The following is a 26,559-nucleotide window of genomic DNA, read 5'->3' as shown; positions in this document are numbered from 1 at the left end:
CTTAACAGAACCGACTATCCTCTTCATTGGGATGGTCGGTTTTTTTATTGGGTGGAAAAGGATTATTTTGATCCTGTCAAATCCACCAGCCATGAAAAAAACATTGATTCTATTTGCTTTCAGCTTCTTTCTCTTTACCTCAGAGATTTTTTCCCAGATCATGCCTTCTCCTGACAGAAAAGAAGGGGAAGGCCCATATGACAAGTTGATCATTCGCGGAGTAACATTGATCGATGGGACAGGCTCACCGCCAATTGGTCCTGTCGATATTGTTGTCCAAAAGAACAGGATCACGGAAATAACAGTTGTAGGTTATCCCGGTATTCCCATCAAGGAAGACCGAAGGCCAAAAGCCGGGCCAAATGACAAAGTGATGGAACTTGCAGGACATTACCTTTTGCCGGGATTCATTGATATGCACGGGCATATAGGAGGTTCAGGACAGGGCACTCCCGCTGAATATGTTTTCAAACTTTGGATGTCACATGGCATCACTACCGTAAAAGACCCCTCGGCCGGTAATGGACTGAGTTGGGTGCTTGACCATAAAAGAAAATCCGCAGCCAACACCATCACAGCACCGCGTTTGTTTGCGTACACAAGTTTTGGGCAGGGTTCAGAAAAACCCATTACCAATGCCGCTGAGGCCAGGGTTTGGGTAAATGACAATGCTAAAAAAGGAGCTGATGGAATCAAATTCTTTGGTGCAAAACCTGAAGTGATGCAGGCAGCATTGGAAGAAAACAAAAGAATCGGCTTGAGGTCTTCGATGCATCATGCGCAGATGGACGTGGCGAGATGGAATGTGCTCCATTCTGCAAGGGCAGGACTGACTACAATGGAGCATTGGTATGGGCTTCCTGAGGCACTTTTTGCTGACAGGACCATTCAGGATTACAGGCTTGATTATAATTATCAGAATGAACAGCACAGATTTGCAGAAGCAGGAAAGCTTTGGAAGCAGGCTGCGCCGCCGTATTCAGAGCATTGGAACAAAGTGATGCAGGAGTTGTTGGACCTGGATTTTACTTTGGATCCCACTTTCAATATCTATGAAGCTAACCGTGACCTGATGCGTGCTAGAAGGGCAGAGTGGCATGAGGAATATACGCTTCCTTCCTTATGGCGTTTTTACAAACCTAGCAGAGAATCCCACGGATCCTATTGGTTTGATTGGACTACAGAAGAGGAAATCCAATGGAAGGAAAATTACCGCCTTTGGATGACTTTTGTCAATGAATACAAAAACCGTGGAGGCCGTGTGACTACCGGCTCGGATTCGGGTTTCATTTATCAATTGTATGGATTTGCCTATATCAGGGAAATGGAGTTGCTCAGGGAAGCAGGATTTCATCCTTTGGAAGTCATCAGGTCCTCGACTATGTATGCCGCGGAGGCTTTGGGGATGGAAAATGAAATCGGAACGGTGGAAATCGGGAAGTTGGCGGACTTTGTGATTTTGGAAGAAAACCCACTTCAGAACCTCAAGGTTTTATATGGCACCGGCGCCATCCGGATTGATGAAAACAATGAACCGATCAGAGTTGGAGGCGTGAAATATACAGTGAAAGATGGGATAGTCTACGATGCCAAACAACTCTTGCAGGATGTCCGTACTCTTGTACAACAGCACAAAGACCGGGAAGAATCCAGGAAATTGAAACAGCCGGGTTTGGATTGGTGAAATTGAGTACCAAGAACCAAGTATCAAGTACCAGGTAAGGAAGCTCGGGTTGACTTATTTTTACACAAAACTAGGATCTGGAATCAGAAAGTAAATTCAAATATATTTTCCAAAACTTGGTACTTAGTAAACTATCCTTCGTACAACAACATTATGCCACACATTCAGCTCAACACGACAAAGCTTTTTTATACCAAAGAAGGCGAAGGAAAAGAAGTAATCGTCTTTTCACATGGATTACTTTGGAGTCAAAAGATGTTTCAGAGTCAGGTTGATTTTTTAAAACAGAATTACACTGTCATCGCTTATGACCACAGAGGACAAGGTCAATCCGAAGTGACTGACGGACCCATTGACATGGATTTGCTGACTTTGGATGCAGTAGACCTGATAGATAAACTTGTAGGCAAGCCGGTTCATTTTGTTGGGCTTTCTATGGGTGGATTTGTTGGGATGCGGGTTGCAGCTAGATTTCCCGAAAAAGTAAAAAGTCTGGCTTTGCTGGAGACTTCTGCAAGTCCTGAACCCGTAGAAAACCTCCCAAAGTATAAATTTTTGAATGGAATCGTCAAATGGTTTGGTATCATTCCAACAGTTGCCGGCTCCGTGATGAAGATCATGTTTGCGCAAAGTTGGCTCGAAAACCCAAAAAACGGGGATGCTTATAAAAAGTGGGTAAAAGAACTTCAATCCAACAAAAAGTCCATCACCAAATCTGTGGAAGCCGTTATCCATCGGAAAGGTGTAGAGGAAGAAATCCGAAGCATAAAATGTCCCACCATGATCGTAGTGGGAGACGAGGATGTGGCCACCAAGCCCGAAAAAGCAAAGTTTATCCAAATGTCTATTCCCAATTCAGTATTGCATATGGTACCGGGAGCGGGTCATAGCAGCTGTATCGAAAAACCCGATGAAATCAATAGGCTCATTGGGGACTGGATGAGGCAGTTTTAATTTTAATTGTTATCCACTACTTGCCAGTAGCCCCATATTCCTCTTCATCCGGGACGGAAGACCTATGTACCTGGCATTTAAGTCCGCACCCCAGAATTTGAATAGATTTCAAATCTTCTGACATCATTGCGTACGTACAGATTATTTTTTTTTAGATTATTTCAAATAAATTTTTGAAAAACAGAAATCATTTGAAACTTTTTGATACATTTGTATGTATATACATTTAATACAAAGACATTTTATACACATGAGATTGGAAGACGAAATACAGCAGAAGGAATTTAAAGATGACTACAGCAAAGCCATCGTAAATATCCTTTTTACGCAAAGCTATATCGTCACAAAGCAAAACAATTTCTTAAAGCCTTATGGTCTTTCACCGGAGCAATACAATGTGTTGAGGATCCTTAGGGGGCAAAACGGAAATCCCATTACAGTTTCTTCCATACAGGATAGAATGTTGAATAAGATGTCAAATGCATCTCGCTTGGTGGAGAAGTTAAAACAAAAAGGGCTTGTCCTCAGGGAAGAATGCCCCGCAGATAGACGTCAGGTAGATATCATGATTACTGAAAAGGGTCTTCAATTGCTCAACCAACTTCAAGAGGAAATTCTGAATCAAAACAATAACCTGATACAATTAAACCAGCAGGAAGTCAGTCAGTTAAATTTTCTGCTTGACAAACTGCGAGGGTAAAAAAATTTGCCTATAAACATGTCTATACATTTAATGTATAGATTTATTAAAAACATTGATTGTGACTTTATGTTGCAATAAAGAGCCAACTGAAACAAACCTTTATCAATAAATAAATTAAACAACAAAAGTATGATTACCGCAACAGAAACAACAACCAAATGGGCCATTGACCCAACACATTCAGAAGTATCATTCAAAGTAAAACACTTGGTGATTTCTACCGTAACTGGTAATTTCAAATCATTTGAAGGCGGAGCAGAAAGCTCTTCAGATGATTTTCAAGGAGCAGAGATTTCTTTCGCAGCCCACATCGCAAGTATTGATACTAACCAATCAGACAGGGATAATCACTTGAAATCAGCAGATTTCTTTGATGCTGAAAAATATCCTAAAATGACATTTTCGGGTATCTTAGAAGGAAATTCGCTGAAAGGTGAGTTGACTATCAAAGATGTTACCAAGACAGTAGCGTTGAGCGCGGACTTTGGCGGTGTCGTTCAGGATCCATATGGACAAACGAAAGCGGGTTCGCGTTGGAAGGAAAAATCAGCAGAAAAGAATTCGGATTGATCTGGAATGCCGTAACTGAAGCAGGAAGTGTGGTCGTCAGTGACCAAGTCAGAATTTTGGCTAACATTCAGATTGTAAAACAGTAATTTTGAAAATGGTTAATGGTTAATGGTTATTGAGTTATTCTTAATAACCATTAACCAAATAACCAAATAATTCAACCAAAAACCCCTAACACTATGTCTCCTCTAATCACAGGAATCCACCATATCACCGCAATTGCAGGCAATCCACAAAAAAACCTGGATTTCTATACAGGTATTTTGGGTTTGAGGCTGGTGAAGAAGACCATCAATTTTGATGCCCCTGATGTATATCATTTCTATTTTGGAGATGAATTGGGTGCACCCGGGACGGTATTCACTACATTCCCGTTTGAGGGAGCAAGAAAAGGAACAAAAGGGACTGGTGAATTGACCTATACCGCCTTTTCGATTCCTATGGATTCTTTGGGTTTTTGGATGGAAAGGCTGACCAGATTCAATATTCCTATTTCTACCCCTTTGTCAAGATTTGGTGAAAAACTGATCCGATTTGAAGACCATGACGGCATGGGTATCGAGCTCATTGCAACCGACAAAGACAGCCGAAAAGGTTGGACTTACGGTTCTATCCCATTGGAATTTTCGATTAAGGGATTTTACGGAGCTACATTGAACCTCAAAGCGAAAGAATTGACAGCCAATTTGCTCACCCAATTCATGGATTACAGGTTTATTGAAGAGGAGAATGGTCGGTTCCGATATGGAACTAGAGGTGAACCGGGTGATATCGTGGACATCGTCATTGATCCAAATGGGAGACAGGGGATGCAAAGCGCAGGAACAGTGCACCACATCGCTTTTCGGACTGCCAATGTTGCAAGCCAACTAGAGATACAACAAATATTGCTCAGTAATGGCTACCATGTCACAGAAGTGAAGGATCGAAATTATTTCAAATCCATCTATTTCCGCGAACCGGGCGGAGTATTGTTCGAAATCGCAACCGATGAACCGGGATTTGCAATCGATGAAGATGAAGCACATTTGGGAGAATTGTTAAAACTTCCTCAATGGATTGAGCCTCAAAGGGCAAAGTTAGAAGCACGGCTAGCCAAAGTTGAACTGAATATTGAAAAATATGCCTGAGTTGATACATTCCGGAAAACCGATCGAAGAAGCAACCAAAGTTGCGATCATGATCCATGGCAGAGGCGCCACCGCGGCAAGCATATTGAGTTTAAGTCAATACCTGAACTTGGATGAATTTGCATTATTGGCACCGCAAGCTCAGGGTGGTTCTTGGTATCCTTACAGCTTTATGGCACCGGATGCCAATAATGAACCTGCCTTTTCAAATTCTATTCAAGTCATTGATGGGATTGTCAAAGAAATTCTGGACAAAGGTTTCAACTCCAGCCAAATCTATTTTATCGGATTTTCTCAAGGAGCTTGTCTTTCATTGGAATATGCTTCCCAAAACGCCAAAAAGTACGGAGGGGTGATGGCATTTACTGGAGGATTGATTGGAGAAAAATTAAATCCCGCCAAATACAAAGGTGATTTTCTCGGAACTCCTGTTTTTATCGGATCAAGTCAAAAGGACATGCATGTTCCATTAAGCAGGATTGAGGCTTCGGCTGAATTGATAAAAAATCTAGGTGCGGAAGTGAAAACCTTGATTTTTACGGATACGCAGCATACCATTCGTCAAGAGGAGATCGATTGGGTAAATAAGAATGTGTTGAAGTAATTGAAAACTAAACCAAAACGAAGCCTGACCTTACCTGTCAGGCTTTTTTGGTTACCTGATTTTTTGGAAAACTTATGTCTTGCTTCCCTGTTATTAGCTAAATTTGAATATGGCAAATCAATACTTGAAATTTCTAGAGGCACTTTCTCAAAACAACCATAAATCATGGATGGATGAGAACAAAGCGTGGTACCTTGCTGTCAAAGAGGAATTTTTGAATGATGTGGGCGAAATGCTTGCGGAAGTTTCTGTTTGGGAACCGGCCTTATCTTCTTTTAAAGCAAAAGACTGTGTTTTTAGACAAAACAGGGATATCAGATTTTCAGCAAACAAAGCCCCATACAAAACCAACTTTGCCGCATATTTCTCTGTAGGTGGAAAGAAATCCCCTGGCCCGGGATACTATGTACATGTTCAGCCAGGCAATAGCTTTTTGGCAGGGGGAATATGGATGCCGGAATCCGAAAGCCTGAAAAAAATAAGACAGGAAATTGACTATTCCGGAAAGGAATTGGAAGCCATTTTGAACGAACCGAAGTTCAAAAAGACTTTTTCAGGATTGGAAGGAGAAAAACTCAAGAATATGCCAAAAGGTTATGAAATGGATCACCCTTACATTGAATTGCTCAAGCAAAAGAGTTTTATAGTATCCAATCCTATATCAGATGTGGAAATTTCCACAGGAAGTTTTAAGAAAAAAGCAGTGGAAGGCTTCAAATTGATGAAGCCATTCCATGATTTTCTTTCCCGCGCAATAGATGAATCTGATAGCGGAGACGGGTTGATGTGATGGATTTATTGGAAATCGCTCCAGTCGATTTCATCAAATACTCCTGAGACCGTTCCAAATCCAATCATCAACAACAACAGAATCATCAATCCGAATCCAATGGCATACCAAATCAGTTTGGCTTTGGCCCAATTGGCTTTGTTGGGATTTCCGGTTTTGTCTACAGCCCACACGATGAGCATGATAAATCCTACGACAGGAATATTGGCAATTAATATGGTCAAAAACCAATCGCTTGCTTTTACGGTTGGATGCTTAAAATCAGCAGTGTAGTCAAATTCCATTTTCTTCAGAGTTTGGGGAGGTTAATAAATCTTTTACTTCAAAAGTATATTCGCTTATCGCATAGTTTTCAGCATTGAAAGGATCGGTTTGTATAAAAGAAATTTTGATGGTTTTGTAATCCTCAATTTTTGAATACCCTTGGGAATACAATTCAGCGCATCTTCTGGCAACATTCTCTTCACTCATTCTCATTTCAGGACTTTTTCCATTGAATAACCTGAGTTCGATTGTGCCTTGGTTTTCGCCATCCGTGTATTCTTGCGATACATTGACTTCTACACTTTCAAATTCTCCCAAAGCCATTATTTCCGCTGAAGGAATGTAGCCTTCTCCGGCGATTTTGCTAAATCCCCACATCATACCTTTGACCATTGTCTCTCCATCGCAGGCACAGGAACTGACAAACAAAGAAATTAGAAGAAAATAGATTGGACTGATTTTTTTCATTTTGCTGCAACGGCTTCAATTTCAATCAATAATTCAGGATTGGCGAGGGAATGAACTGCTATCGTCGATCTCGCCACTTTATTTGGGTTTGTTTCATTGTTGAAATATTCCCCATATGCCTTGAACCACGCTTCCCAGTCAATTTTCCCATCCTTATCAGGTGCAAGATAGACCCGTAGAAAAACCACGTCTTCAAGTGTAAACCCACCTTCTCCGATGGTTTCTTTTATCCTTTCCAATATCCCGATACTTTGCTCGTAGGTATTGCCATACCTCCCGTAAGTACCCGGAGAGGCATTTTCGTCCTTAACAGGAGCGACCAAACCGGATGTATAGAAATATTCTGCGCCTTTTGGAATATAAATACCTCTCAGAATGGCGGCATCAGGCCGATCATACCGGACGATAAATTCCTCCTTTTCTTCGGCAACTTCTTTTTTCTCTGTGGTGACCATGCAGGAACCAAGGAAAGCAAACATGGGTAAAAGGAAAATTATTCTTTTCATCTTTTGTCTGGGTTTTCTGGAATTAAAAAGGCTTGTTTTACCAAGCCTCTTATTATTGATTCAATATGTAGTCTATTCTTCAGCTTCTGCCAATTCATTTTCTTTCATTTTGACACGAAGGATGAAATCGCTCAATACATTCATGTAGTTGATAAAAGCATCGTATGGTGTGTCATAATGACTGAAATAGGAGTGGACATGGCCATCAGAAAAGAATTTGGTACACATGTAATAGAAATGATCGGAGGTCTGAAGGTAGTTCCAATCCCTTTGGATTTCAGCGTCTTCGATGTTTTTGACTCTGTTTTCCATTTCATAGAGCTTGGAAAAAGCTTCGTTTTGGAGGTCGTTTCCTAACCAGGCAGTTAAATCCCTTTCTTCATCCGCCCAAGAGATTGGGGTAGGTACATGAATTTTAGCCACCGGAGTTCCATTTTTTACCACCTCAGATGGTGTAGAGAAGTTGAAATCGGTATATTTAAATACTGCACCTGGAAGGGCTTTCATGAATTCAAAAATTCCGGTTTCTGCCCATTGGTGTTCGCCGAATGTCTCATAATCCATAAAAAGGTTGATCACTTCCTGCTCTTTTGGTACAGCATTGAGCCAAGTGACAAACTTCTCAGTGGTCAGAGGATAATCCGCCCAGGTCTTGTTGCTGAACCTGAAAGCGATATCATCGCTGAGTTGGAAATTTTTAAGAAGAATCTTCAGGTTAGGATCGATTGCGTTTTGGTAAACAAAGTTCGGACTTTTCCATCCTAAAATGTGCTTGGCACCTTCTGTCAGCATTCCTTCATACCCCATTTCTGCTACCATTCCGCCGATTTTGTCAGAATATATCAATTCTGTATTTCTAAAAACCTTCGGGGTGTAGCCGTTGAAATGTCTTTTTATTTTCTCGGTATGTCTTCCGACCATTCTCTTGAATTCTTCTTTGCTTTTCAAAGAGCACAATGCGTGTGCGTCTGTTTCGCTCAAGATTTCAACATGCCCGGTAGCCACCAGTTTTTTGAAACTTTCCAAGACATCGGGTGCAAATGCCTCGAACTGATCCAAGCAAACGCCTGATATTGAAAAAGCCACTTTGAACCTTCCCTGATGCATATGGATAAGGTCTAGCAAAAGGGCATTCATTGGGAGGTAGCATTTTTGAGCTACTTTTCTGATGATGCTTTTGTTACTGTAATCGTCCCAATAATAATGGTCATCACCAATATCAAAAAAGCGATAAGGCTTGATTCTTAGAGGCTGGTGAACCTGAAAGTAAAAACAGATTGTTCTCATGGCTATTGTTTTATGGTCTTTTCGTATACTTTAACTAGTTTGGCGGCGACATGCTCCCACTTCAGTTTTTTCAATTCCTCACTGCCAAGTTCCTTGAACATCTTTGAAATACTTTCGTAATGGAGCAAACCAAAAATGGCATCTGCCATGGCATCTACATCCCAAAAATCTACTTTTATGGCATTTACCAGCACTTCTGCTACACCTGATTGTTTGGAGATGATGACAGGGGTATTATGTCTCACCGCCTCAAGTGGGGCGATTCCAAATGGTTCGGAGACTGAAGGCATGACGTAGACATCACTGATGGCATACATGTCATCCACATCTTTTCCTTTTAGGAATCCTGTAAAATGGAATTTGGTACCCATGCCCAATTCTGCAACTCGTTCAATCATTCTATTGAGAAGATCACCGTTTCCGGCCATGACAAACCTCACATTAGGATCTCTGTCGATTACTTTTTTGGCGGCTTCCACAAAGTATTCCGGTCCTTTTTGGAATGTAATCCTTCCTAGGAAGGTGACTATCTTTTCGGGGACATGCTTCTTGGTTTCTGAATGGATGATGCTTGCGTCAAGGACGGCATTGTGAAGTACGCTGACTTTATCCGGATGTACGCCGTATTTATCGATTACAATCTTTCGGGTCAGGTGGCTTACCGCCACCACATGGTCAGCGGCGTGCATTCCTGCTCTTTCGATGTCATATACAGGTTTGTTTACTGATTCGCCTGATCTGTCAAATTCGGTGGCGTGAATATGTGCAATGAGTGGTTTTCCACTGATCTCTTTGGCTGCAATTCCTGCCGGATATGCCAGCCAATCATGGGCATGGATCACATCATGTTCTTTGGATTTAGCAATTTGGGCTGCGACAAGTGCATACCTGGAAACTTCCTTCATCAGGTCCTTTCCGTATTTTCCGCTAAATTCAAACTTGTTGGAAAAAACGCTTTCATCGACATCGGTCCGGTCGTGGATGGTAAAGTCGGTGTACTTTTTAAATTCCTCTGGTCCCAAATAGGGCACAAGAAAACTGCTTACTTCAAGGTAAGTAAGGTTTTTCCAGATTTTCTTAAATTTTCTTTCACGATAATCAATGACTACGTCGCTGGCATTGACAAAATCTGCCAGTGGTTCTTCGTCACCCCATAATTTCGGCACCACAAAAATAACCTCTTGGTTATGATGATTTAAGCCTTTGACCAAGCCATAACAAGCTGTGCCCAAGCCCCCGGAAATATGTGGAGGAAATTCCCAACCGAACATTAATATCTTCATAAAACCGAATTAAACTTTTTCCAAAATATACATCATTCTCAACAACTCACCGATAGACCATGCTGAAGAGATGGCTCCTTTTGGTCTGTGTGGAGGATCTCCATCATAAATTTCAGCAACAGTTCCTATACCGTATTGCGGCATCACATCGTCAAATGCCTGCACTATTTTTTCTACAAAATGTTTCCCCGCTTTGCCATGTAACCTCAGGTATCCCTCCACAAAGTGACCCAGCAACCAAGCCCAAACGGTTCCATTGTGGTAGGCAATATCTCTTGTGTACTGGTTTCCGTGGTAATAACCTTTGTATCCCGGGTCGTCAGGAGCGAGTGACCTCAAGCCCCTTGGAGTAAGAAGTTTTGATTTGACGATCTCCAAAATACTTTTCATCTGGCTTTCTTCCAATGGGGAATATGGCAAGGAAGTCGCGATCACCATATTTGGCCTTATCGCCCAATCCTTATAGTCTCCGCTAACATAATCTGCCAAATAGCCTTTTTTCTCATCCCAAAATACCTCCATAAAGGATTTTTTAACCTGTTCAGACAAATCTTTGATTTCAGGTTCATTGGTCAGTTCATTGTAAAAACAAAGGGCATTATACCACAATGCATTGATTTCCACCGGGCATCCGATTCTTGGTGTGACAGGACCATCAGAATTGACAGCATCCATCCAAGTGAGTGCAACCCCTTCCTGACCTCCATACACAAGTCCGTTTTCAAGCATGTGGATGTTGTAATCAGTCCCTTTCCTGAATCCATCAATAATACCCTTCATCTTTTCAAGGTACTTTTTCTTGACTGTTTTGGTGTCTCCGGTAAATCTGATGTATTGCTGCAATGACCAAAAGAACCAAAGTGGCGCATCCATAGAAGCAAGATTTCTCATCACACCGCTACCCACATTGGGGAACAATGGACCATGCAGGTCTTCCACCATGGTATCCATGATTTCGAGGAAAGTATCTTTGTCCCCTTGGGTCAAAACCAATCCCGGTGCCGAAACGAAAGTATCCCTGCCCCACCATCCAAACCAAGGGTAACCGGCAATGACATGTGTTTTGCCATCTCTTTTCTGGATAAACTGCCCCGCAGAGTTTTTAAGGCAATTGACGAAATTATTTCTTGGAATCCTTCTTGCAAGTTCTTTCTCAAATGCCCTTTGACGGGTGCTAGGGTCAGCATCGGTTAGTCCGGCTGAAAAAATCACCGACTCACCTTTGGTAATATCAAATTCAAAGCATCCCGGGACAAACAAATCTTCTTGGTATTCATATCCTCTTTCCCTTTCCATGATATATTCAATATTGAAATACCATTCCGGTTTGGAGATATATTCATTTCTTTTGGAAAGCTGGAGGTAAAGCGGTGAATATTCAGGATATAGTTGAAATTTTACTCCGTCCGGGACTTTTTCAAATTCTTTGTTAATCCTGTTGTTTTCTTTTGAGAGGTTGTGATAGCCTCGGAATGCCAAAAAAGGACTGATTCTGATTTTTGTGGGAGAATGGGCTTCCAAGAGCGTGTATTTGATCATCACACGATCCCTATTGGTATCGAGAATGAGTTCTTTCTGAAGTAAAACGCCACCCACACGGTAGGTGAGTTTTGGAATAGGTTCGGTGTCGAAATCTTCTAAATATTTATGGCCCCTTGGGGAATAATTTCCGGGAAACTTGCTTATCCCAAGGTTAAAGCTTGCGCCTCTTTGAATCACTGTCTCGTGGACAGTCGACAACATCACGTGCAGTTGCTCGTCAATCTGCGGTTGGGGAACCACCAATAACCCATGATATTTCCTGGTGTTACACCCGATTATGGTCGTGCTGGTATAACATCCGCCTCTATTGGTTCGAATTATTTCCCTGTCAAGTGAGTAGTTGAGGTTAATTAATTGGGTTTTGTCAAAGTGGATATAACTCATCTGGTCAAAAGTTTGAGATTTTTATAAAAATACTTTTTTGCATGTGAAAGAAAAATTAATTGGGACAAAAATAAAGGTTATGTTTCCATAACCTTGAATTATTCTTGAATTAGGATAGTGCCCCTTCTTTTTGCAGTTCCTCAAAGTTCCGGAGGGATTCCTCAAACTTGATGACGTAAAGATGAACAAATTTGAGATTTACCGGATTGACCTTTGGAAATCTCGGTGAAGATTTGAATAACGTAAACATTGCCTTCCAAATTTAATTTTAACCACTAATACAAAATTTGTGCCATTTGGGTTCATTGAAAATAATAAAAAATAAAAACCCCTGTCCGAGACAGGGGTTTGAGGGTGGAAGACCGGGTTCGAACCGGCGACCTCTGGATCCACAAACCAGCGCTCTAACCAGCTGAGCTACAACCACCATTTTAATTTATTCTGATCATTTATCAGATTGGACTGCAAAGGTAATATTTCGCGATTCCTAAAGCAATAACCTTTCTCAAAATTTTCTTGAAAATTTTAGACGCTCCCCTTTCTTTTCCTCATGAAAAACACCGTTTTCGTAAGCTAAATGTCCGGAAACCACTGTGTGTGTGACTTTTGATTTGAAGACATGACCTTCAAATGGGGACCATCCACATTTGGAAAGAATGTTGGATTTTTCAACTTTCCATGGACTGTCTAAGTCCGCGATCACCAGATCCGCATGGTATCCGGGACGGATATAGCCTCTTTTGTCAATTTCAAAAAGGATGGCGACATTATGGCACATCTTCTGGGCAATTTGCTCGAGTTTGATCTTACCCTCATGGTAGAGGTCAAGCATGGCTACAAGGCTGTGCTGAACCAATGGGCCTCCTGAGGGTGCCGAGCTGTAAGTCCTCGATTTTTCTTCCAAGGTATGTGGGGCATGGTCGGTAGCAATGACATCGATCCTGTCCTCCAATACACCTTGAAGGATTCTCTCCCGATCTTTGGCAGTCTTTACCGCAGGGTTCCATTTGATCAGATTTCCCTTTTCTTCATAATCTTCCTCCGAAAACCAAAGATGGTGAATACAAGCCTCTGCAGTGATGCGCTTTTGTTCCAATGGAATGGAATTGTCAAACAACTCCACTTCCTGGGCAGTGCTGATATGAAGAACATGGAGTTTGCTGCCGTACTTCTTTGCCAATGCGACCACCTTCTTGGATGCATCATAACAAGCCTCGGCAGACCGGATTTTGGGGTGAAACTTTACAGGAATGTCCTCGCCATATTCGGCTTTGTACTTTTCCAGATTGGCTTTGATGATATTGTCGTTTTCACTGTGGGTGGCGATCAGCAATTTGCACTCCGCAAATATTCTTTCGAGGCTTTCCGGATTGTCTACCAGCATATTTCCTGTCGAGGAGCCTTGAAACACTTTGACGCCACAGACATTTTCAGGATCGACTTTGAGGATTTCGGCAATGTTGTCGTTGGTGGCACCAAAAAAGAAGGAATAATTGGCAAGGGATTTTTGGGAAGCGATGGTATATTTTTCCTCCAAAAGAGGTATAGTAGTGCTTTGGGGGACGGTATTGGGCATTTCCATGTAGGAGGTGACGCCTCCTGCTACGGCGGATTTGCTTTCGGTATAAATATCCGCTTTATGGGTCAATCCCGGTTCTCTAAAGTGGACCTGATCATCGATCAGTCCGGGAAAAACATATTTGCCGGATGCATCAATACGGATATCTGCTTCAAAATCTGACAGATCCGGACCTATTTTATGGATCATTCCCTCCTTAACAAAAATGTCGGCGAGGGTTATCTTGCCTTCATTCACTATATTTGCACCGGTGATTAAAATACTTTTCATGAATATTCTTTGTGAGATGGGAAATTTGAGCCAAGAAACACCAATCCTAAACAGCTGATTTTCCTAAATCCGGGAGATAAAAGCCAACAAACTTCATTCTCGGTGTTTTTTTCCTTTCAAAAATACAAAACATGTCCGATAGCCTTCAAAGTTTCGAAAATTTTAAATTAAACAAACAGCTCCTCGATGCTGTCAAGGAGGCCGGATATACCAAGCCCACGCCGATTCAGGAAAAGGCAATCCCATTGGCTCTTGCAGGGCATGATGTATTGGGCATCGCCCAAACGGGAACAGGCAAAACAGCCGCCTATATCCTTCCCATCCTGATGAAAATCAAGTATGCCCAAGGGAATCTTCCAAGGGCATTGATATTGGCCCCAACCCGTGAATTGGTCATGCAGATCGAAGAGGCGGTAATCGTTTTTGGCAAAAATACGGACCTGAGATTCGTCTCTCTTTATGGTGGACTTGGGCCAAAAACCCAGATCGAAAAGCTCCAAAAGGGCGTGGATATTATCATTTCCACACCGGGAAGGTTTTTGGATTTATATAGAAAAGGTGAAATCGTCACCAAAGAGATCAAAACCATGGTCTTGGATGAAGCTGATAAAATGCTGGATATGGGTTTCATGCCACAGATCAGGTCTATACTCGAGATCATCCCGACAAAGCGTCAAAACCTCCTTTTTTCGGCCACTTTTGGACAGAAGGTAGAGAAGTTTTCTTACGAGTTTCTGGAATTTCCTGAGCGTGTAGAAGTATCTCCACAAGCCACTACTGCCGAGACCATCCATCAGGTCAAATATTTGATTCCCAACATCAAAACCAAAACCAACCTTTTGATCCATATCCTGGAAGCCCATGATGTCAAAAGGATCATGGTGTTTACCAAGTCAAAGAAAAATGCCGAGTTAGTCTACAGCTATCTGGACAAAAAGAAACTCGGGTCTATGCGTGTCATCCATGCCAACAAAGGACAAAATACCCGGATCAATTCCATGGAGGATTTCAAAGCAGGGGATGTGCGGATCTTGGTGGCGACAGACGTGGCAGCAAGAGGGCTTGATATCAGTATGGTCAGCCACGTGGTCAATTTTGACGTGCCGCTGATCTATGAAGATTATGTACACCGCATCGGCAGGACAGGAAGGGCAGAAAACGAAGGAATTGCCATCACTTTTGTCAATCCTGCGGAAGAGTATCATTTTGAGAAAATAGAAGAAATCATCCGCATGGAAGTGCCGACTGTGCAGATTCCGGTTGAGGTGGAGACTGTCCCAACACCTTTTGAAGAAAAACAGGCTTACGAAAGGGAAATCGATGGGCAGAAGAGGAAAATGAATCCCGATTTCAAAGGTGGTTTTCACGAGAAAAAAGCCATTCCCAAAGCCAATCCCAATAAAGTCGAAAAGAAACGCGGTAACAAAAACTCCAAAGCGAAAAGAAACAGAAACCAGATGAAGACGCAGGCGAAGTGGAAGAAATGATGAAAACAGTCCTGCGATATTGAAATGCCCCTAAACCAAAAGCCTCCGAATTGAGTAAATTCGGAGGCTTTTGGTTTTTTAATTCCTCGGCGGATTGATCATAATGTGTGCCCTATGCGTTCCTGGATCCATGATCCAAGGCATAGCCGGACCTGATGGCTTTAGAGGTAAACCTGTACTCGCTTCCGTGGCCCAAGGGATATACACCACATAGCGCAGGTAGGGGTCTTTTACTTCACCTGTTTCGGGATTGTAATCCGCCGCATCAGCACTCAAAACAAATAAAGTTGCGCCATCTTTGGGCATGATCAGTTTGCCGGATTTGGCTTCTTCTTCCCGGATATCAAAAATCTCTTTGGCTGTTTTCCCCTCTTTCTTCAACTGTCGTCCTCTTTCCATAAAAGGATCCAAAGTATTGTGGTAACAGGAAGTATTGAATCCAGGGCTGTTTGGGTCATCAGCCAGGCAGATCATTTCATTGGTCCCCTTTCTCAAAATGGCAAATTCCCCTTTTTCGTCAAATCCATAAACCGTCGCCCCTTCTTTTTTATCCTCAGGAGCGGCCATCAAAGCTGTTTTGATCTGTACTTCCTTGGAGGGAATGGATTGGGCAAAGGGAGAGAAAGCAATAAGAAAAAGAATCGAAAATAGGAGGGAAGTTTTCATGGTTGACAGGGTTTGTTGTTGCCCTAAGTTAGTGGATTTAGGTCTGATTTAATCCTTTTTCATAAAAAATGCTTTTGCATCCACGTCAAACTTCTCAATCGCATACCGCAACATGGTTCGTGGCATGGATTGATAGTGCTTCAGCAAAAACTGATTTGCAGTTTCGAAATCACGGTTTCCGACTTCACGGATCATCCAACCCACAGCCTTATGAATCAAGTCATGGGGATGGTGGAGTAGGATTTCTGCGATTTTTAAAGTGTCGGTAAAATCTTTTTTCCTTATAAAATAAAAAGTGCTCATGATCCCAATCCTTTGGTCCCAAAGTATCCCGGATTTTGCCAAATCATAAAGTATGCCTCTATCTTTGTCAAAGAGGTAATTCCCGAGGATGAGATGCGCCGAACTGTCCACCAAATCCCAATTGTTGACCCTAGACCGGTTTTTGAGATAAAAATCAACCCATGACTTCTTTTCTGCCTTGCTGGTTGCTTTTTGATATTTCAGGACCAAGATGAGGATGGAAGTCAACCTGACCTCATGGAATGGACTTTTGATCATAATCTCTAGCTCTTGGTCAGGCAAATCTTTCCAATATTTCTTGGCGATTATTCTTTGCTCCGGAACTGTGACGCCTAAAAACAGGTCGCCTTCTCCATATTCACCCTTTCCTGTTTTGAAAAACCTTGGGAAAAAAGCGGCTTTTTCAGGAATTGCCTTTTGCCGAAGAGCTTCCTCGATTTGATCTTTAATTTTCATAGTTCAATGCACATTTTGGAGACTTTAATTTGATGTTTTTTTATTTCAATTCCTTCCAAATTTCTCTTGGATGAATCATTGGAAGTAAATTTTATTTCGTTCATTGAAAATATTTGGATAAATTCTCATGAATCTCTGAGGTTAAAGGATTTTAGGCATTTTTTTTGATATATTTGAAAGGTATACAAAGACCAATTTTTCTCAAAACGGCCAAATAATCTACTGATTCACTCGTTTTGAATTTCATTTATCAGAGTTTAACTTTTACTGTTTTTATGAAACAAAAGATTTTTATTGCCGATGACCATCCTCTTTTCCTCAAAGGCCTCAAAGGGTTTTTGGAAGAGAACAATTTCGATGTCATAGGAGAGGCACCAAACGGGAACTTGGCCCTGAAATTTATTCAGGAAATAGAACCGAATCTGGCCATACTCGATCTTGATATGCCGGGGATGAGTGGCTTGGAAGTGGCCAAAATGTGTTATGAAAAGGATATCCAAACAAAAATTATTCTATTGACATTTCACAAAGAGTCCTACATCTACCAACAAGCCAAATCTCTGAATATTTCCGGATATGTGCCAAAAGATTATGCCGTGGAGGAATTGCTCGATTGCATCGAATTGGTTTCTAAAAATGAAACCTACCTGAGTGATCGGATTCTTTCTGAAAAGGCTGTTGTAAATACTGGAATAAAACCTTCCAATCTGACCCCTTCTGAGTTAAAAATCATCAGGTACATCGCAGATGGTCTGACTACCAAAGAAATAGCATCGACATTATTTGTCGCAGAAAGAACGATCGACAAGCACAGAAGTAATATTATCAAAAAACTTGATCTGGACAAAAAACACAACTCATTGTTGATATGGGTGCAAAAAAATAAGGAAATTATATACTAAAATTCCTTTTTTGGTGTTTAATCCATAAAATTAAGTATTAATACGTATTGAAATACCAACACAATTGGCTTATTTTTGGATAAAATATTTAATTACAAAGAAATGAATATTCATTGTACTTTTGGAATGTTTAAAATAATTCAGTCTGTCAGTAATGAGGACGAGCTTTTAGTTTTGTCCGAGTGGGAAAGTTTGAAGAAATTGTTTGAGGCTAACAGGATATTTTTAGTCAATAACAATGATGCTGTGTTCGGGGTGTATCTGGCCAAAAAGGAATGTATGGATGCCATGAACGAAATGATCAAAAATATAGACTACAGAGATTGGGATCATTTGAAGCTGGAGAAAGACCACTATTACGTGAGAAGCAATGCCTGATCAAAAATTGGCGGACTAATTGTCCGCCAATTTTTTTAAGGTATGTTGGATCAGCTTGTCCACAATTCCGTATGCGTCTTTTGTGAATTCTTGGGTGATTCTGTTGGCAATGATGGCATTGAGGCTCAAAACTTCATGGCCCAAAAGTCTTCCCATCGCATAATAGCCCGAAGTTTCCATTTCAAAATTGGTAAGCTTAAACCCATCCAGGTCCATATTTCCTAATTTTTCGATGATATCAGGAATGGCAGGTTTGATTCTGACTTCCCTTCCCTGAGGGCCAAAAAATCCCGGACAGGTAACTGTATTTCCTATCAAAAGTCCTTCCCCCAAGAGATCCAGCAGTTTTTTCGAACCCTTTACGCAATAGGGAGTAAATGAAAGCTCCAGGTCTTCTTGGATTTTCCTTCCGACTTTTTGCTCCAAATCAGTGTATTCGGTATTGTAGAAAGCCATCAAAGTGTCAAGTCCAATGCCATATTCCGAAGCAAGCATAGTACCTGCGGGAATTTCCTTCCGCATGCTGCCGGAAGTTCCTACCCTGATGATATTGAGCGTGGTATGGTTTTCCTTTGGGATCCTTGTTCGCAGGTCAATATTGACCAAAGCATCCAATTCTGTCATAAAGATTTCGATGTTGTCAGTACCCATTCCGGTACTCATCACGGTCAATCTTTTGCCTTTATAAAAACCTGTGTGGGTTACAAACTCCCTTTTGCTGACCGAATATTCGATTTCATCAAAATATCTGGAAACTTTGGATACCCTCTCAGGATCACCCACCGCAATAACCGTCGAAGCCAAATGCTCCGGCTTCAGGTTCAAATGATAAATGCTTCCGTCAGGATTGATGATCAACTCTGATTCCGGGATCCTTTTGCTCATGGAGAGGTTGTTTTGCTTTGTCCTGTCTTCGTATCAGGCCTTTGTAAGGATTGTAACCGTTGGTATTTTTCTGGTAATAGCCCGTTCCGTCGTAAGGTCTCTTTTCAGGATTTTCTTTACATTCCACAGAACAGGCGCCCTCCATTTCCCATCCACATTTTTCACAGATTGGAAGGTGGGCATTGCAGGTTGGATTGGCACAGTTGACCATGCGGTCGCATTCGGTACCGCAAACATGGCAGGTTGAAATCACTCTTGGATTTACTTTGTTGATATCGACTGCGATCCTGTTGTCAAATACATAACATTTGCCTTCAAAATCCTCACCTCCTGCTTCGATGCCATATTTGATGATGCCACCATGGAGTTGGTAGACATCTTGGAAGCCTTGTTCCAAAAGATAAGCAGAAGCCTTTTCGCATTTGATCCCACCCGTGCAATAGGTCAAAACCTTTTTGCCTTTGAGATGCTCAAGCTCTTTCACCTTTTCGGGAAAATCCCTGAAGTTATCGATATCCAAAGTAAGGGCACCTTTGAATCTTCCAAGTTCATGCTCATAGTTGGACCGGACATCAAGGATGACCACGTCTTCCTGGTCTTTAAGTGCTTTGAATTCTTCAGGAGCCAAATGTTTGCCGGTTTTGACATTGGGATCAAGGTGGCGAAGGCTGCTGTGAACAATCTCAGGCTTGACGCGTACATGGATTTTTGCAAAAGCATGCTTGTCAAAGGCTTCAATTTTGAATTCTGTTTTGGCAAATCTCGGATCGGCATGGATATAGGCCATGTATTTTTCACAATCTTCCTTCAGTCCTGAAACGGTTCCATTCAGCCCCTCAGGCGAAATAATAATCCGGCCCCGTATGTTGTTTTCAATACAAAAAAGATGGTGTTCCTCGCGGTATGCCTCCGTATCTTCGATGGTGGCATAGCAATAATAGAGCAGAATGCTGTAGGGTTGATTTTCCATAACTAGAGCCCTGTTTCGGCAGGGTGTTTTGGTTTATAAATGAGATTTCAATAATTACTTTTTAATAGGGGCAGCAGGATTCCCGAATACGGTTTCACCGTCTTTGACATTGGAGATCACGACCGAACCGGCACCGATTCTGGCATTTTTACCAACCGTGATGCCGGATACCAAAGTGACTCCGGAACCAATAAACGCACCTTCTTTGATCGTCACGCCAGAGTTGACAATAGAACCCGCACCGATTTGTACAAAATCCTCCAACACTGATTCGTGGTCTACAATTGCTCCGGTATTAAATATGCAATGGCTGCCGATTTTGGTTCCTGCGCCGATATTCACCCTACCGTTGATAAAATTTCCATGTCCAAGAACCGCATCTGTCGAGACATAGGAAGACTCGTGGATGGCATTGATCGGCTGGACTTTCCTACGCTCATTGAGCATTTTGACCAGAAACTGACGGTATTTATTGTCATCTACGGCGACAAATGCTTCACACTTTTGTCCGATAAGTTTCAGAAAACCATCATCTTCAGGATTCCCCAATACGGGCACGACATTGATTTCTGTGCCGTGGAGCTTTTCATCTTCATCCAAAAAGCCATAGACAATGACTTTGTTGCTGTTGAAAATCTCTAATGCTGGATGGGCGATGCCTTTGGCTCCAAGAATGATTACTGGTTTTTCCATTTTTTTCCTGTTCGGATCGCAAAAGTACGCAAATCAGGATTTAAACAAAAATCATTTCCTCTCCGGCTTGAGCAGGTTCTGCCCGATTTTGCAGTCAAGACACTTTTTAGGCTTACAATAATCATGGTAAAGTCCGATCATCCCTTGGCTGTCAAAAGCGGTTTTTGCCTTCCATTGGTGTGTTGCATATTTGCGGATGATGAAGTTTTCTTCAGCCTGTATTTCCTGAAGAAGGTCAAAGCATTTTTCTTTCCAATCGCTTTCCTCAATGTACTGCCCATAGGTATACCAAAGCGGGAAGACAAAATTGATGGTAAGCAGGGATAAAGTATTGGTGCTGAGTTTTTTGGCCAATTTTTTCTGGGAAGGTATTCCGACTTTGATATGGAAAAGCCAATAGTCAGGAGTCTCGATATCGAAGACTTTTTTGAACTGCTCAAAATGCTCATTGTGATGAATGACGGATGAAAACAGGTTTGGGTTTTTGTTGAAAACCTGTGCCAATTGGGCGATTCTCAGAGGAGGAAAGTTTTGTGGTCGGACTCCCATCATGATCCATTCGTGGTGGTGGATGGTTTTTTGGAGGCGGTACTTTTTCTGATAAAAATCATACTCTTTTTGCAGAAAAAGGCTGTAATCATCTAATGGTTCTATGGGAATCAAATCAGCTTGTCCAAGAAGAATGGCCTCGATCACCTGCGGTTGGTTTCCGTGTTTTTGCAGAATTTTGTAAGGCACGCTTTCTGCCAATTTGAGCATGGTGTTGGCATTGGTCTTGAATCCAAAGCACTGAAAAAGCCACCTGTATGCCGTCTCTTCCCAATTGTTGTTGGTAGATTCCAATAGCTGCCCGAGCAAAGAAGATTTATGTTCCAGCCGCTCTACAAGGGTTTTTTCCAACATAGAAAATTGGATGATAGGAGGAATCTTTTCCAATAGATTGCCACAGAGGATTTCGTCCCGGCTACTTGTCAGCCTTTCATAATTGCGGATGACATCAAGCAGGATTTTTCCCTTCAGTTCCAAGGTGGGAATTTTGCTTCCATCATTTCTGAGCATGGTTTTGTCCTCTTCCCAAACCACATGCAGCACGACAGAATTGTACCTGAGGTCGGCATTGTGGTCGTGGGATTTCCAGTCTGAGGCTTTGCGGTGCACTTCCACATGTCCGAATAGATCCAATTTGCCAAGTTTGATATGGGCTTCCAAAAAATCCGGCCCTTCATGGAAATTGTGGTAACCGATTTTCTTGACATCAATGGGAATTCCTTCGGTAGTCTGAAGGGAATTTTTGTCAAAATATTGGTATTTCCACACGGTCTGCAGAAAGTCTTCCTGAAAATTCATGTCTTAAAAATTGGGTTGAAATTGGAAAAATCAATTTCAAGATTATTCCAATGATTAAAAAATCCAAGGCCGTCAGGAGGCGATTTTAGTCGACTAATATTATTCGTGGGTCAGAATCATTGCTTCAAGCCTGTTGTAGCATTTGTCAGCCAACCTCAAAAAACCATCTTCTCCAGAGAAAGAACCGGGCTGGATGGCTGCTGAAAAATAGACTAGGACTTTTCCCGGCCTCAACAAAATCGAGCCCCGCTTCATAATATGGTCCGCACCGATAACTGTCATCGGCATGATGGGTGTCCCTGTTTCGATAGCGATTCTGAATGCCCCCTTTTGAAATGGAAGCAAAACTTGCCCTGTATCGTTTCTTGTCCCCTCTGGAGCGACAACAATGGAAATGCCTTTTTTGAGAATCTCCATCAGCCTGTCCACGGAGGCTTTTCGCGAAGCGGTATCCTTTCTGTCCACCCAAACAGCCACCCTGGAAACTACAAACCCGAAAACCGGGATTTTGGAAAGTTCCTTTTTGCCTATAGCCCTTACTTCCTGTGAGATGGCCATCGGAATCACAGGGGCATCGATAAAAGACCGGTGGTTAAATATATAAATGTATGCCTGCTTCGGGTCAATGTGTTCCCGACCCTGGATTTCATAGCGGATGCCAACCAAAAAAGACCAAATTCCTGCCCAAAAGCGGATAAAAATAAAAGAAATTTTACCTCCCCTTGGACTGACCAAGAGCGGAATCACGATAAACAATCCAAAGACCAACATCAAAAGGACAAACAATGCAGCGGCATAAAGGGTATAAATCCACAGAATGATTTTCATTTTAGGAAAGGTTTGGGTAATTTTAACGATCGTTAAATAAATTTACTAACTCTTTACTTGCAAACAACCCCTGAGAGCGATTTCGGGGGTTTCGTTTTTTAGTCATCTAGGTCGCAAAACATCGGTCGCAAAACAAATACATTTTTCCTTTCAATAATTCTCCTTTTCCAAAAAAACCTTACATTTGCAGTCCGTTCGGGTGAACGGGGTCTCTGCGACTGATTCTCAGCGACTTTTCATCAACTAAAAGCCTCAATCCCATGACCCTAGGATGGAGGAATGTCAGGGTCAATCACACATTATGTCTAATCAAAAAGAGTTTAACTGGGATAATTTCTCCACCAAAGGTTTTGGTGACGGATATTCCAAAGAACAAAAGGCCGACATGGAAGCCATGTATGCCGGAACTTTGAACACGATCACAGAAAAAGAAGTCATCAAAGGTACCGTAGTTGGTATCAATGACAAGGACGTGATCATCAACATCGGTTTCAAATCTGATGGCTTGGTTCCCGTATCTGAATTCCGTGACCTTCCTAATCTTAAAATCGGTGATCAGGTAGAACTTTTCATCGAAGAGCAGGAAAATGCCTTGGGACAGCTTGTCCTTTCAAGGAAAAAAGCAAGAATGGTACGTGCATGGACTGACATCGAAGATGCCCTTACAAATGACAGCGTAATCGAAGGTCTTGTAAAAAGAAGAACCAAAGGTGGTCTTATCGTGGATATCTACGGTGTGGAGGCTTTCTTGCCAGGTTCTCAGATCGACGTGAAGCCTATCAGGGATTTTGATATCTATGTAGGTAAGAAAATGGAAGTAAAAGTGGTTAAAATCAACCACACCAACGATAACGTAGTCGTTTCGCACAAAGTCTTGATCGAAAAAGACCTTGAGAAACAAAAAGCAGAAATCCTCAACAACCTTGAGAAAGGTCAGGTATTGGAAGGTGTTATCAAGAACATGACCAACTTCGGTGTATTCATCGATTTGGGTGGTGTTGATGGCTTGCTTCACATCACTGATATCTCTTGGGGTAGAATCAACCATCCGGAAGAAGTACTTAACCTTGACGACAAAGTTCAGGTTGTTGTGCTTGACTTCGATGATGACAAGAAGAGAATTTCTTTGGGTATGAAGCAGTTGACTTCACATCCTTGGGATGCTTTGTCAGCTGAATTGGAAGTTGGCTCAAGAGTAAAAGGTAAAATCGTCAATGTGGCTGATTACGGTGCATTCTTGGAATTGGCTCCTGGCGTTGAAGGTTTGATCCACGTTTCTGAAATGAGCTGGTCACAGCACTTGAGAAATCCTGCTGACTTTGTAAAAGTCGGTGACGAAATCGAGGCTGTTGTTTTGACTTTGGACAAAGACGAAAGAAAAATGTCTCTTGGTATCAAGCAATTGACAGAAGATCCTTGGACAAAAGGTGACATGTCTGCCAAATATGCAGTGGGAACCAAGCATAAAGGAGTGGTAAGAAACCTGACCAACTTTGGTTTGTTCCTTGAATTGGAAGAAGGAATCGACGGTTTGGTACACGTATCTGACCTTTCTTGGACCAAGAAAATCAAACACCCATCTGAGTTTGTGAAAGTCGGGGACGAATTGGCGGTAGCTGTTTTGGAACTTGATGTTGACAACAGAAGATTGGCACTTGGACACAAGCAATTGGAAGAAAATCCTTGGGATACTTTTGAAACGGTATTCCCTATCGGATCTATCCACAAGTGTACTGTGAATTCTAAAAATGACAAAGGTGCAGTTCTTGAACTTCCTTACGGTCTTGAAGGTTTTGCAACCTCCAAAAACCTGGAGAAAGAAGACGGATCTACTGTAGAAGTTGGTGAATCTTTGGATTTCAAAGTAATCGAATTCTCTAAAGATGACAAAAGGATTGTACTTTCCCATTCTGCTTCTTACAAAGAAGATGCTAAATCTGCCGCAACTTCAGCAGCAAAAGCAGCTGATAAAAAAGGTAAGAAAAAAGCTGACGAACCTAAGGCTGAAGCCCCTGCTGCTGCAGAGAAATCAACTTTCGGCGACATCGATGCTTTGGCGGAGTTGAAGGAGAAGATGGAAGGCGGAAAGAAATAAGACGCTAATCCCGATAGCTATCGGGACAAGATGCAAGACATGAGATATATTCTCATGGAATTTGAAGATTGGAGATAAATTTAAAGAAGTGTCTGCCGAAAGGTGGACACTTTTTTTATGCCCATCCCAATTTCTTGCTTGGTCTGAATTTGGAGCAAAAGGATGGATAGATCAAATTTGAACAAATCAACTAAGAATAAAATTGAATTTTGAAAATTATTTTTTAAAATTGAATAATGAAACATCTCCAACTTTATTTACTCGTCCTTATTATTTTTTACTCATGCTCCAATCCTGAAAAAAAGGAGCAGGAAATTCCCACAATTTATTCGTTTGAGGTTATTGATTCGCTGGATTTGCAGATTTTGGGTGATCCCTTGATTACGGACGTCAGCCCAAAAGCAGACCGGTTTGTCTTCTATGATTTTGCAAACCGTGAATTTATCATCACGGACAGCTCAGGAGCTATTTTGAGCCAATTTTCGAAAAAAGAAGACACCCCTGATTCCTATGGATTCCTGATGGAATCCCCCGGTTTCGTCAATGAAAATCAACTCGCCCTGGCTGGGATGAGTGGGATTTTTATCTATGATTTAGACGGCAATATGATAAAAAAACTTGCGCACCCGGAGATCTTGTCTGGAGCAGGTTTTATGAGTTTTTCGGGTAAGGGAATGGAAACGGCAACACTTAATGGAAAGCAATACTTGCTTAGTAAATCTGTCCGTACGCGGGAGACTTTTCCCGGAGAACAAAAATTTTATGACAACTTCAGGGCTTTGGAACTTATCGATATTGAGGGAGAAAAATTCATTGAAATTGTACCCTTTGAGCAAGGAAGTCAGTTTTTGGATGGAAACGGCTATTTTGAAAGTGATTATGCTCCGGCATTAGAGGCCGCAGAAGGTAAACTATACATCGCCTTGGGTGGGGAGCAGCGGCTGAATGTATATGACCTGAGTCCTGAGGGAGCAGAGTTGGATACCGTGGTCATGCTAGATTTGCCTGGCTTTGGCAAACTGCCTATAACACCCCGGGCAGAATTTGCCGAAGGTACAGTTATTATAAAAGGTGGCACACCTGCTATTCGAAACATACATGTTGTGGAGGGCAAAATTCTGTTGCAATACTATGGAGGAATTCCCGAGGAAAAAATGAAGGAATTAGAAGCGCTTTATAGTTCTGGAAGTGAAGAGGAAGCTGAACTGCTCTATGAAAAAATTGAAAGTGAAGTCAATCAGGGAATTTTGATATTGGACCAAAAGACTTTGGAAGTAATGGGAAACCTTGATTTTCCCGGGGGAGTTAATTTAAGCGGTTTTGCTTCAGGAGGTGGATTTCTTTGGATGGAAAAAGCTCCAAATAAGGAAGAGGAAGAAGATTTTTTAAGGATTTACAAAGTACAATTGGTAGGGAAATGATCAAAAACCATCCAGTGTTTTCTTTCATATCTTAAGTCTTAGGATTTATTGAGATTCAAAGCTTAGCCTTTTTGACAAAAAACAAAAAAGCATCCCTTTTCAAGGATGCT

The 26,559-nt window shown here is 41.8% G+C and carries 25 protein-coding genes, 1 tRNA gene and 1 pseudogene; 12 read left to right on the top strand and 15 right to left on the bottom strand.

Annotated elements, in window-relative coordinates:
- The first annotated feature begins 91 nt into the window (after window positions 1–91).
- The 7 genes and pseudogenes from DQW11_RS16820 (at window position 92) to DQW11_RS16790 (ending at window position 6,435) form a co-directional block, all read left to right on the top strand.
- Window positions 92–1,684, top strand: coding sequence for an amidohydrolase family protein (locus tag DQW11_RS16820; RefSeq protein ID WP_198669912.1), 1,593 nt, complete (start codon window positions 92–94; stop codon window positions 1,682–1,684).
- A 153-nt stretch (window positions 1,685–1,837) separates the two neighbouring features.
- Window positions 1,838–2,638 (top strand): alpha/beta fold hydrolase, encoded by an 801-nt coding sequence (locus DQW11_RS16815; RefSeq protein WP_113925254.1) that lies wholly within the window; start codon window positions 1,838–1,840, stop codon window positions 2,636–2,638.
- Window positions 2,639–2,888: 250 nt separating this feature from the next.
- Window positions 2,889–3,338, top strand: a complete 450-nt coding sequence (locus tag DQW11_RS16810; RefSeq protein WP_113925253.1) for a MarR family winged helix-turn-helix transcriptional regulator — start codon at window positions 2,889–2,891, stop codon at window positions 3,336–3,338.
- A 132-nt stretch (window positions 3,339–3,470) separates the two neighbouring features.
- Window positions 3,471–3,997 (top strand): annotated as a pseudogene (locus DQW11_RS16805) (YceI family protein).
- Window positions 3,998–4,090: 93 nt separating this feature from the next.
- Window positions 4,091–5,041, top strand: a complete 951-nt coding sequence (locus tag DQW11_RS16800) for a ring-cleaving dioxygenase (protein ID WP_113925252.1) — start codon at window positions 4,091–4,093, stop codon at window positions 5,039–5,041.
- On the top strand, window positions 5,034–5,645 hold the full coding sequence (locus DQW11_RS16795) for an alpha/beta hydrolase (RefSeq protein ID WP_113925251.1): 612 nt from the start codon (window positions 5,034–5,036) through the stop codon (window positions 5,643–5,645). The genes DQW11_RS16800 and DQW11_RS16795 overlap by 8 nt, the downstream gene beginning before the upstream one ends.
- A gap of 109 nt (window positions 5,646–5,754) precedes the next feature.
- Complete coding sequence (locus tag DQW11_RS16790; RefSeq protein WP_113925250.1) at window positions 5,755–6,435, top strand: DUF2461 domain-containing protein; 681 nt, start codon at window positions 5,755–5,757, stop codon at window positions 6,433–6,435.
- 5 nt (window positions 6,436–6,440) lie between these two features.
- Here the strand turns inward: DQW11_RS16790 and DQW11_RS16785 are convergent, their stop codons facing one another.
- From DQW11_RS16785 to DQW11_RS16750, 8 genes are all read right to left on the bottom strand, one after another.
- On the bottom strand, window positions 6,441–6,719 hold the full coding sequence (locus DQW11_RS16785; protein ID WP_113925249.1) for a hypothetical protein: 279 nt from the start codon (window positions 6,717–6,719) through the stop codon (window positions 6,441–6,443).
- Window positions 6,709–7,167 carry a hypothetical protein gene (locus tag DQW11_RS16780; protein WP_113925248.1) on the bottom strand — a complete coding sequence of 153 codons (459 nt, stop codon included), beginning with the start codon at window positions 7,165–7,167 and terminating at the stop codon, window positions 6,709–6,711. Before DQW11_RS16780 ends, DQW11_RS16785 begins: the two co-directional genes overlap by 11 nt.
- Window positions 7,164–7,673: a RidA family protein gene (locus tag DQW11_RS16775; RefSeq protein WP_113925247.1), complete on the bottom strand. Its 510-nt coding sequence runs from the start codon at window positions 7,671–7,673 to the stop codon at window positions 7,164–7,166. The genes DQW11_RS16780 and DQW11_RS16775 overlap by 4 nt, the downstream gene beginning before the upstream one ends.
- A gap of 72 nt (window positions 7,674–7,745) precedes the next feature.
- Window positions 7,746–8,960, bottom strand: coding sequence for a glycoside hydrolase family 57 protein (locus DQW11_RS16770; RefSeq protein WP_113925246.1), 1,215 nt, complete (start codon window positions 8,958–8,960; stop codon window positions 7,746–7,748).
- 2 nt (window positions 8,961–8,962) lie between these two features.
- Window positions 8,963–10,243: a glycosyltransferase family 4 protein gene (locus DQW11_RS16765; RefSeq protein ID WP_113925245.1), complete on the bottom strand. Its 1,281-nt coding sequence runs from the start codon at window positions 10,241–10,243 to the stop codon at window positions 8,963–8,965.
- Window positions 10,244–10,252: 9 nt separating this feature from the next.
- Complete coding sequence (locus DQW11_RS16760; protein WP_113925244.1) at window positions 10,253–12,169, bottom strand: amylo-alpha-1,6-glucosidase; 1,917 nt, start codon at window positions 12,167–12,169, stop codon at window positions 10,253–10,255.
- Window positions 12,170–12,521: 352 nt separating this feature from the next.
- Window positions 12,522–12,597 (bottom strand) — tRNA-His (locus tag DQW11_RS16755).
- 77 nt (window positions 12,598–12,674) lie between these two features.
- A complete protein-coding gene (locus DQW11_RS16750; RefSeq protein WP_113925243.1) occupies window positions 12,675–14,018 on the bottom strand; it encodes a dihydroorotase in 1,344 nt (447 codons plus the stop codon).
- Window positions 14,019–14,149: 131 nt separating this feature from the next.
- Between DQW11_RS16750 and DQW11_RS16745 the strand changes: the two genes are divergently transcribed.
- On the top strand, window positions 14,150–15,505 hold the full coding sequence (locus tag DQW11_RS16745) for a DEAD/DEAH box helicase (protein WP_113925242.1): 1,356 nt from the start codon (window positions 14,150–14,152) through the stop codon (window positions 15,503–15,505).
- Between the two features lie 78 nt (window positions 15,506–15,583).
- Here the strand turns inward: DQW11_RS16745 and DQW11_RS16740 are convergent, their stop codons facing one another.
- Together DQW11_RS16740 and DQW11_RS16735 are read right to left on the bottom strand one after the other, a co-directional pair.
- The gene (locus DQW11_RS16740) at window positions 15,584–16,171 is read right to left on the bottom strand and encodes a hypothetical protein (RefSeq protein ID WP_113925241.1); all 588 of its coding nucleotides are present in this window, start codon (window positions 16,169–16,171) and stop codon (window positions 15,584–15,586) included.
- Window positions 16,172–16,219: 48 nt separating this feature from the next.
- Window positions 16,220–16,930, bottom strand: a complete 711-nt coding sequence (locus tag DQW11_RS16735) for a DNA alkylation repair protein (RefSeq protein ID WP_113925240.1) — start codon at window positions 16,928–16,930, stop codon at window positions 16,220–16,222.
- 275 nt (window positions 16,931–17,205) lie between these two features.
- On the opposite strand from DQW11_RS16735, the gene DQW11_RS16730 reads away from it, so the two are divergent.
- Together DQW11_RS16730 and DQW11_RS16725 are read left to right on the top strand one after the other, a co-directional pair.
- Window positions 17,206–17,832: a response regulator gene (locus tag DQW11_RS16730; RefSeq protein WP_113925239.1), complete on the top strand. Its 627-nt coding sequence runs from the start codon at window positions 17,206–17,208 to the stop codon at window positions 17,830–17,832.
- A gap of 102 nt (window positions 17,833–17,934) precedes the next feature.
- Window positions 17,935–18,210, top strand: a complete 276-nt coding sequence (locus DQW11_RS16725) for a hypothetical protein (RefSeq protein ID WP_113925238.1) — start codon at window positions 17,935–17,937, stop codon at window positions 18,208–18,210.
- Between the two features lie 15 nt (window positions 18,211–18,225).
- Here the strand turns inward: DQW11_RS16725 and DQW11_RS16720 are convergent, their stop codons facing one another.
- The 5 genes from DQW11_RS16720 to DQW11_RS16700 all read right to left on the bottom strand — a co-directional run bounded on the left by DQW11_RS16720 (window position 18,226) and on the right by DQW11_RS16700 (window position 22,933).
- The gene (locus tag DQW11_RS16720) at window positions 18,226–19,095 is read right to left on the bottom strand and encodes a nucleoside phosphorylase (RefSeq protein ID WP_113925237.1); all 870 of its coding nucleotides are present in this window, start codon (window positions 19,093–19,095) and stop codon (window positions 18,226–18,228) included.
- Window positions 19,052–20,065: an oxygen-dependent tRNA uridine(34) hydroxylase TrhO gene (trhO, locus tag DQW11_RS16715; protein ID WP_113925236.1), complete on the bottom strand. Its 1,014-nt coding sequence runs from the start codon at window positions 20,063–20,065 to the stop codon at window positions 19,052–19,054. The genes DQW11_RS16720 and trhO overlap by 44 nt, the downstream gene beginning before the upstream one ends.
- Window positions 20,066–20,119: 54 nt before the next feature.
- Window positions 20,120–20,758 carry an acetyltransferase gene (locus tag DQW11_RS16710; protein WP_113925235.1) on the bottom strand — a complete coding sequence of 213 codons (639 nt, stop codon included), beginning with the start codon at window positions 20,756–20,758 and terminating at the stop codon, window positions 20,120–20,122.
- Window positions 20,759–20,809: 51 nt separating this feature from the next.
- Window positions 20,810–22,105: a DUF2851 family protein gene (locus DQW11_RS16705; protein WP_113925234.1), complete on the bottom strand. Its 1,296-nt coding sequence runs from the start codon at window positions 22,103–22,105 to the stop codon at window positions 20,810–20,812.
- Window positions 22,106–22,204: 99 nt separating this feature from the next.
- Window positions 22,205–22,933: a lysophospholipid acyltransferase family protein gene (locus tag DQW11_RS16700; protein WP_113925233.1), complete on the bottom strand. Its 729-nt coding sequence runs from the start codon at window positions 22,931–22,933 to the stop codon at window positions 22,205–22,207.
- 301 nt (window positions 22,934–23,234) lie between these two features.
- Here DQW11_RS16700 and rpsA point away from each other — a divergent pair, with 301 nt between their 5' ends.
- Both rpsA and DQW11_RS16690 read left to right on the top strand, forming a co-directional pair.
- A complete protein-coding gene (gene rpsA / locus DQW11_RS16695; RefSeq protein ID WP_113925303.1) occupies window positions 23,235–25,028 on the top strand; it encodes a 30S ribosomal protein S1 in 1,794 nt (597 codons plus the stop codon).
- Window positions 25,029–25,264: 236 nt separating this feature from the next.
- Window positions 25,265–26,449 (top strand): hypothetical protein, encoded by a 1,185-nt coding sequence (locus DQW11_RS16690; RefSeq protein ID WP_113925232.1) that lies wholly within the window; start codon window positions 25,265–25,267, stop codon window positions 26,447–26,449.
- Window positions 26,450–26,559: the final 110 nt, after the last annotated feature.

It is taken from the genome of Cognataquiflexum aquatile (assembly GCF_003316845.1).
GTDB classification, from domain to species: domain Bacteria; phylum Bacteroidota; class Bacteroidia; order Cytophagales; family Cyclobacteriaceae; genus Cognataquiflexum; species Cognataquiflexum aquatile.
Note: the sequence above shows the minus strand (reverse complement) of the source record. Positions and strands in the feature narration are given on the sequence as shown.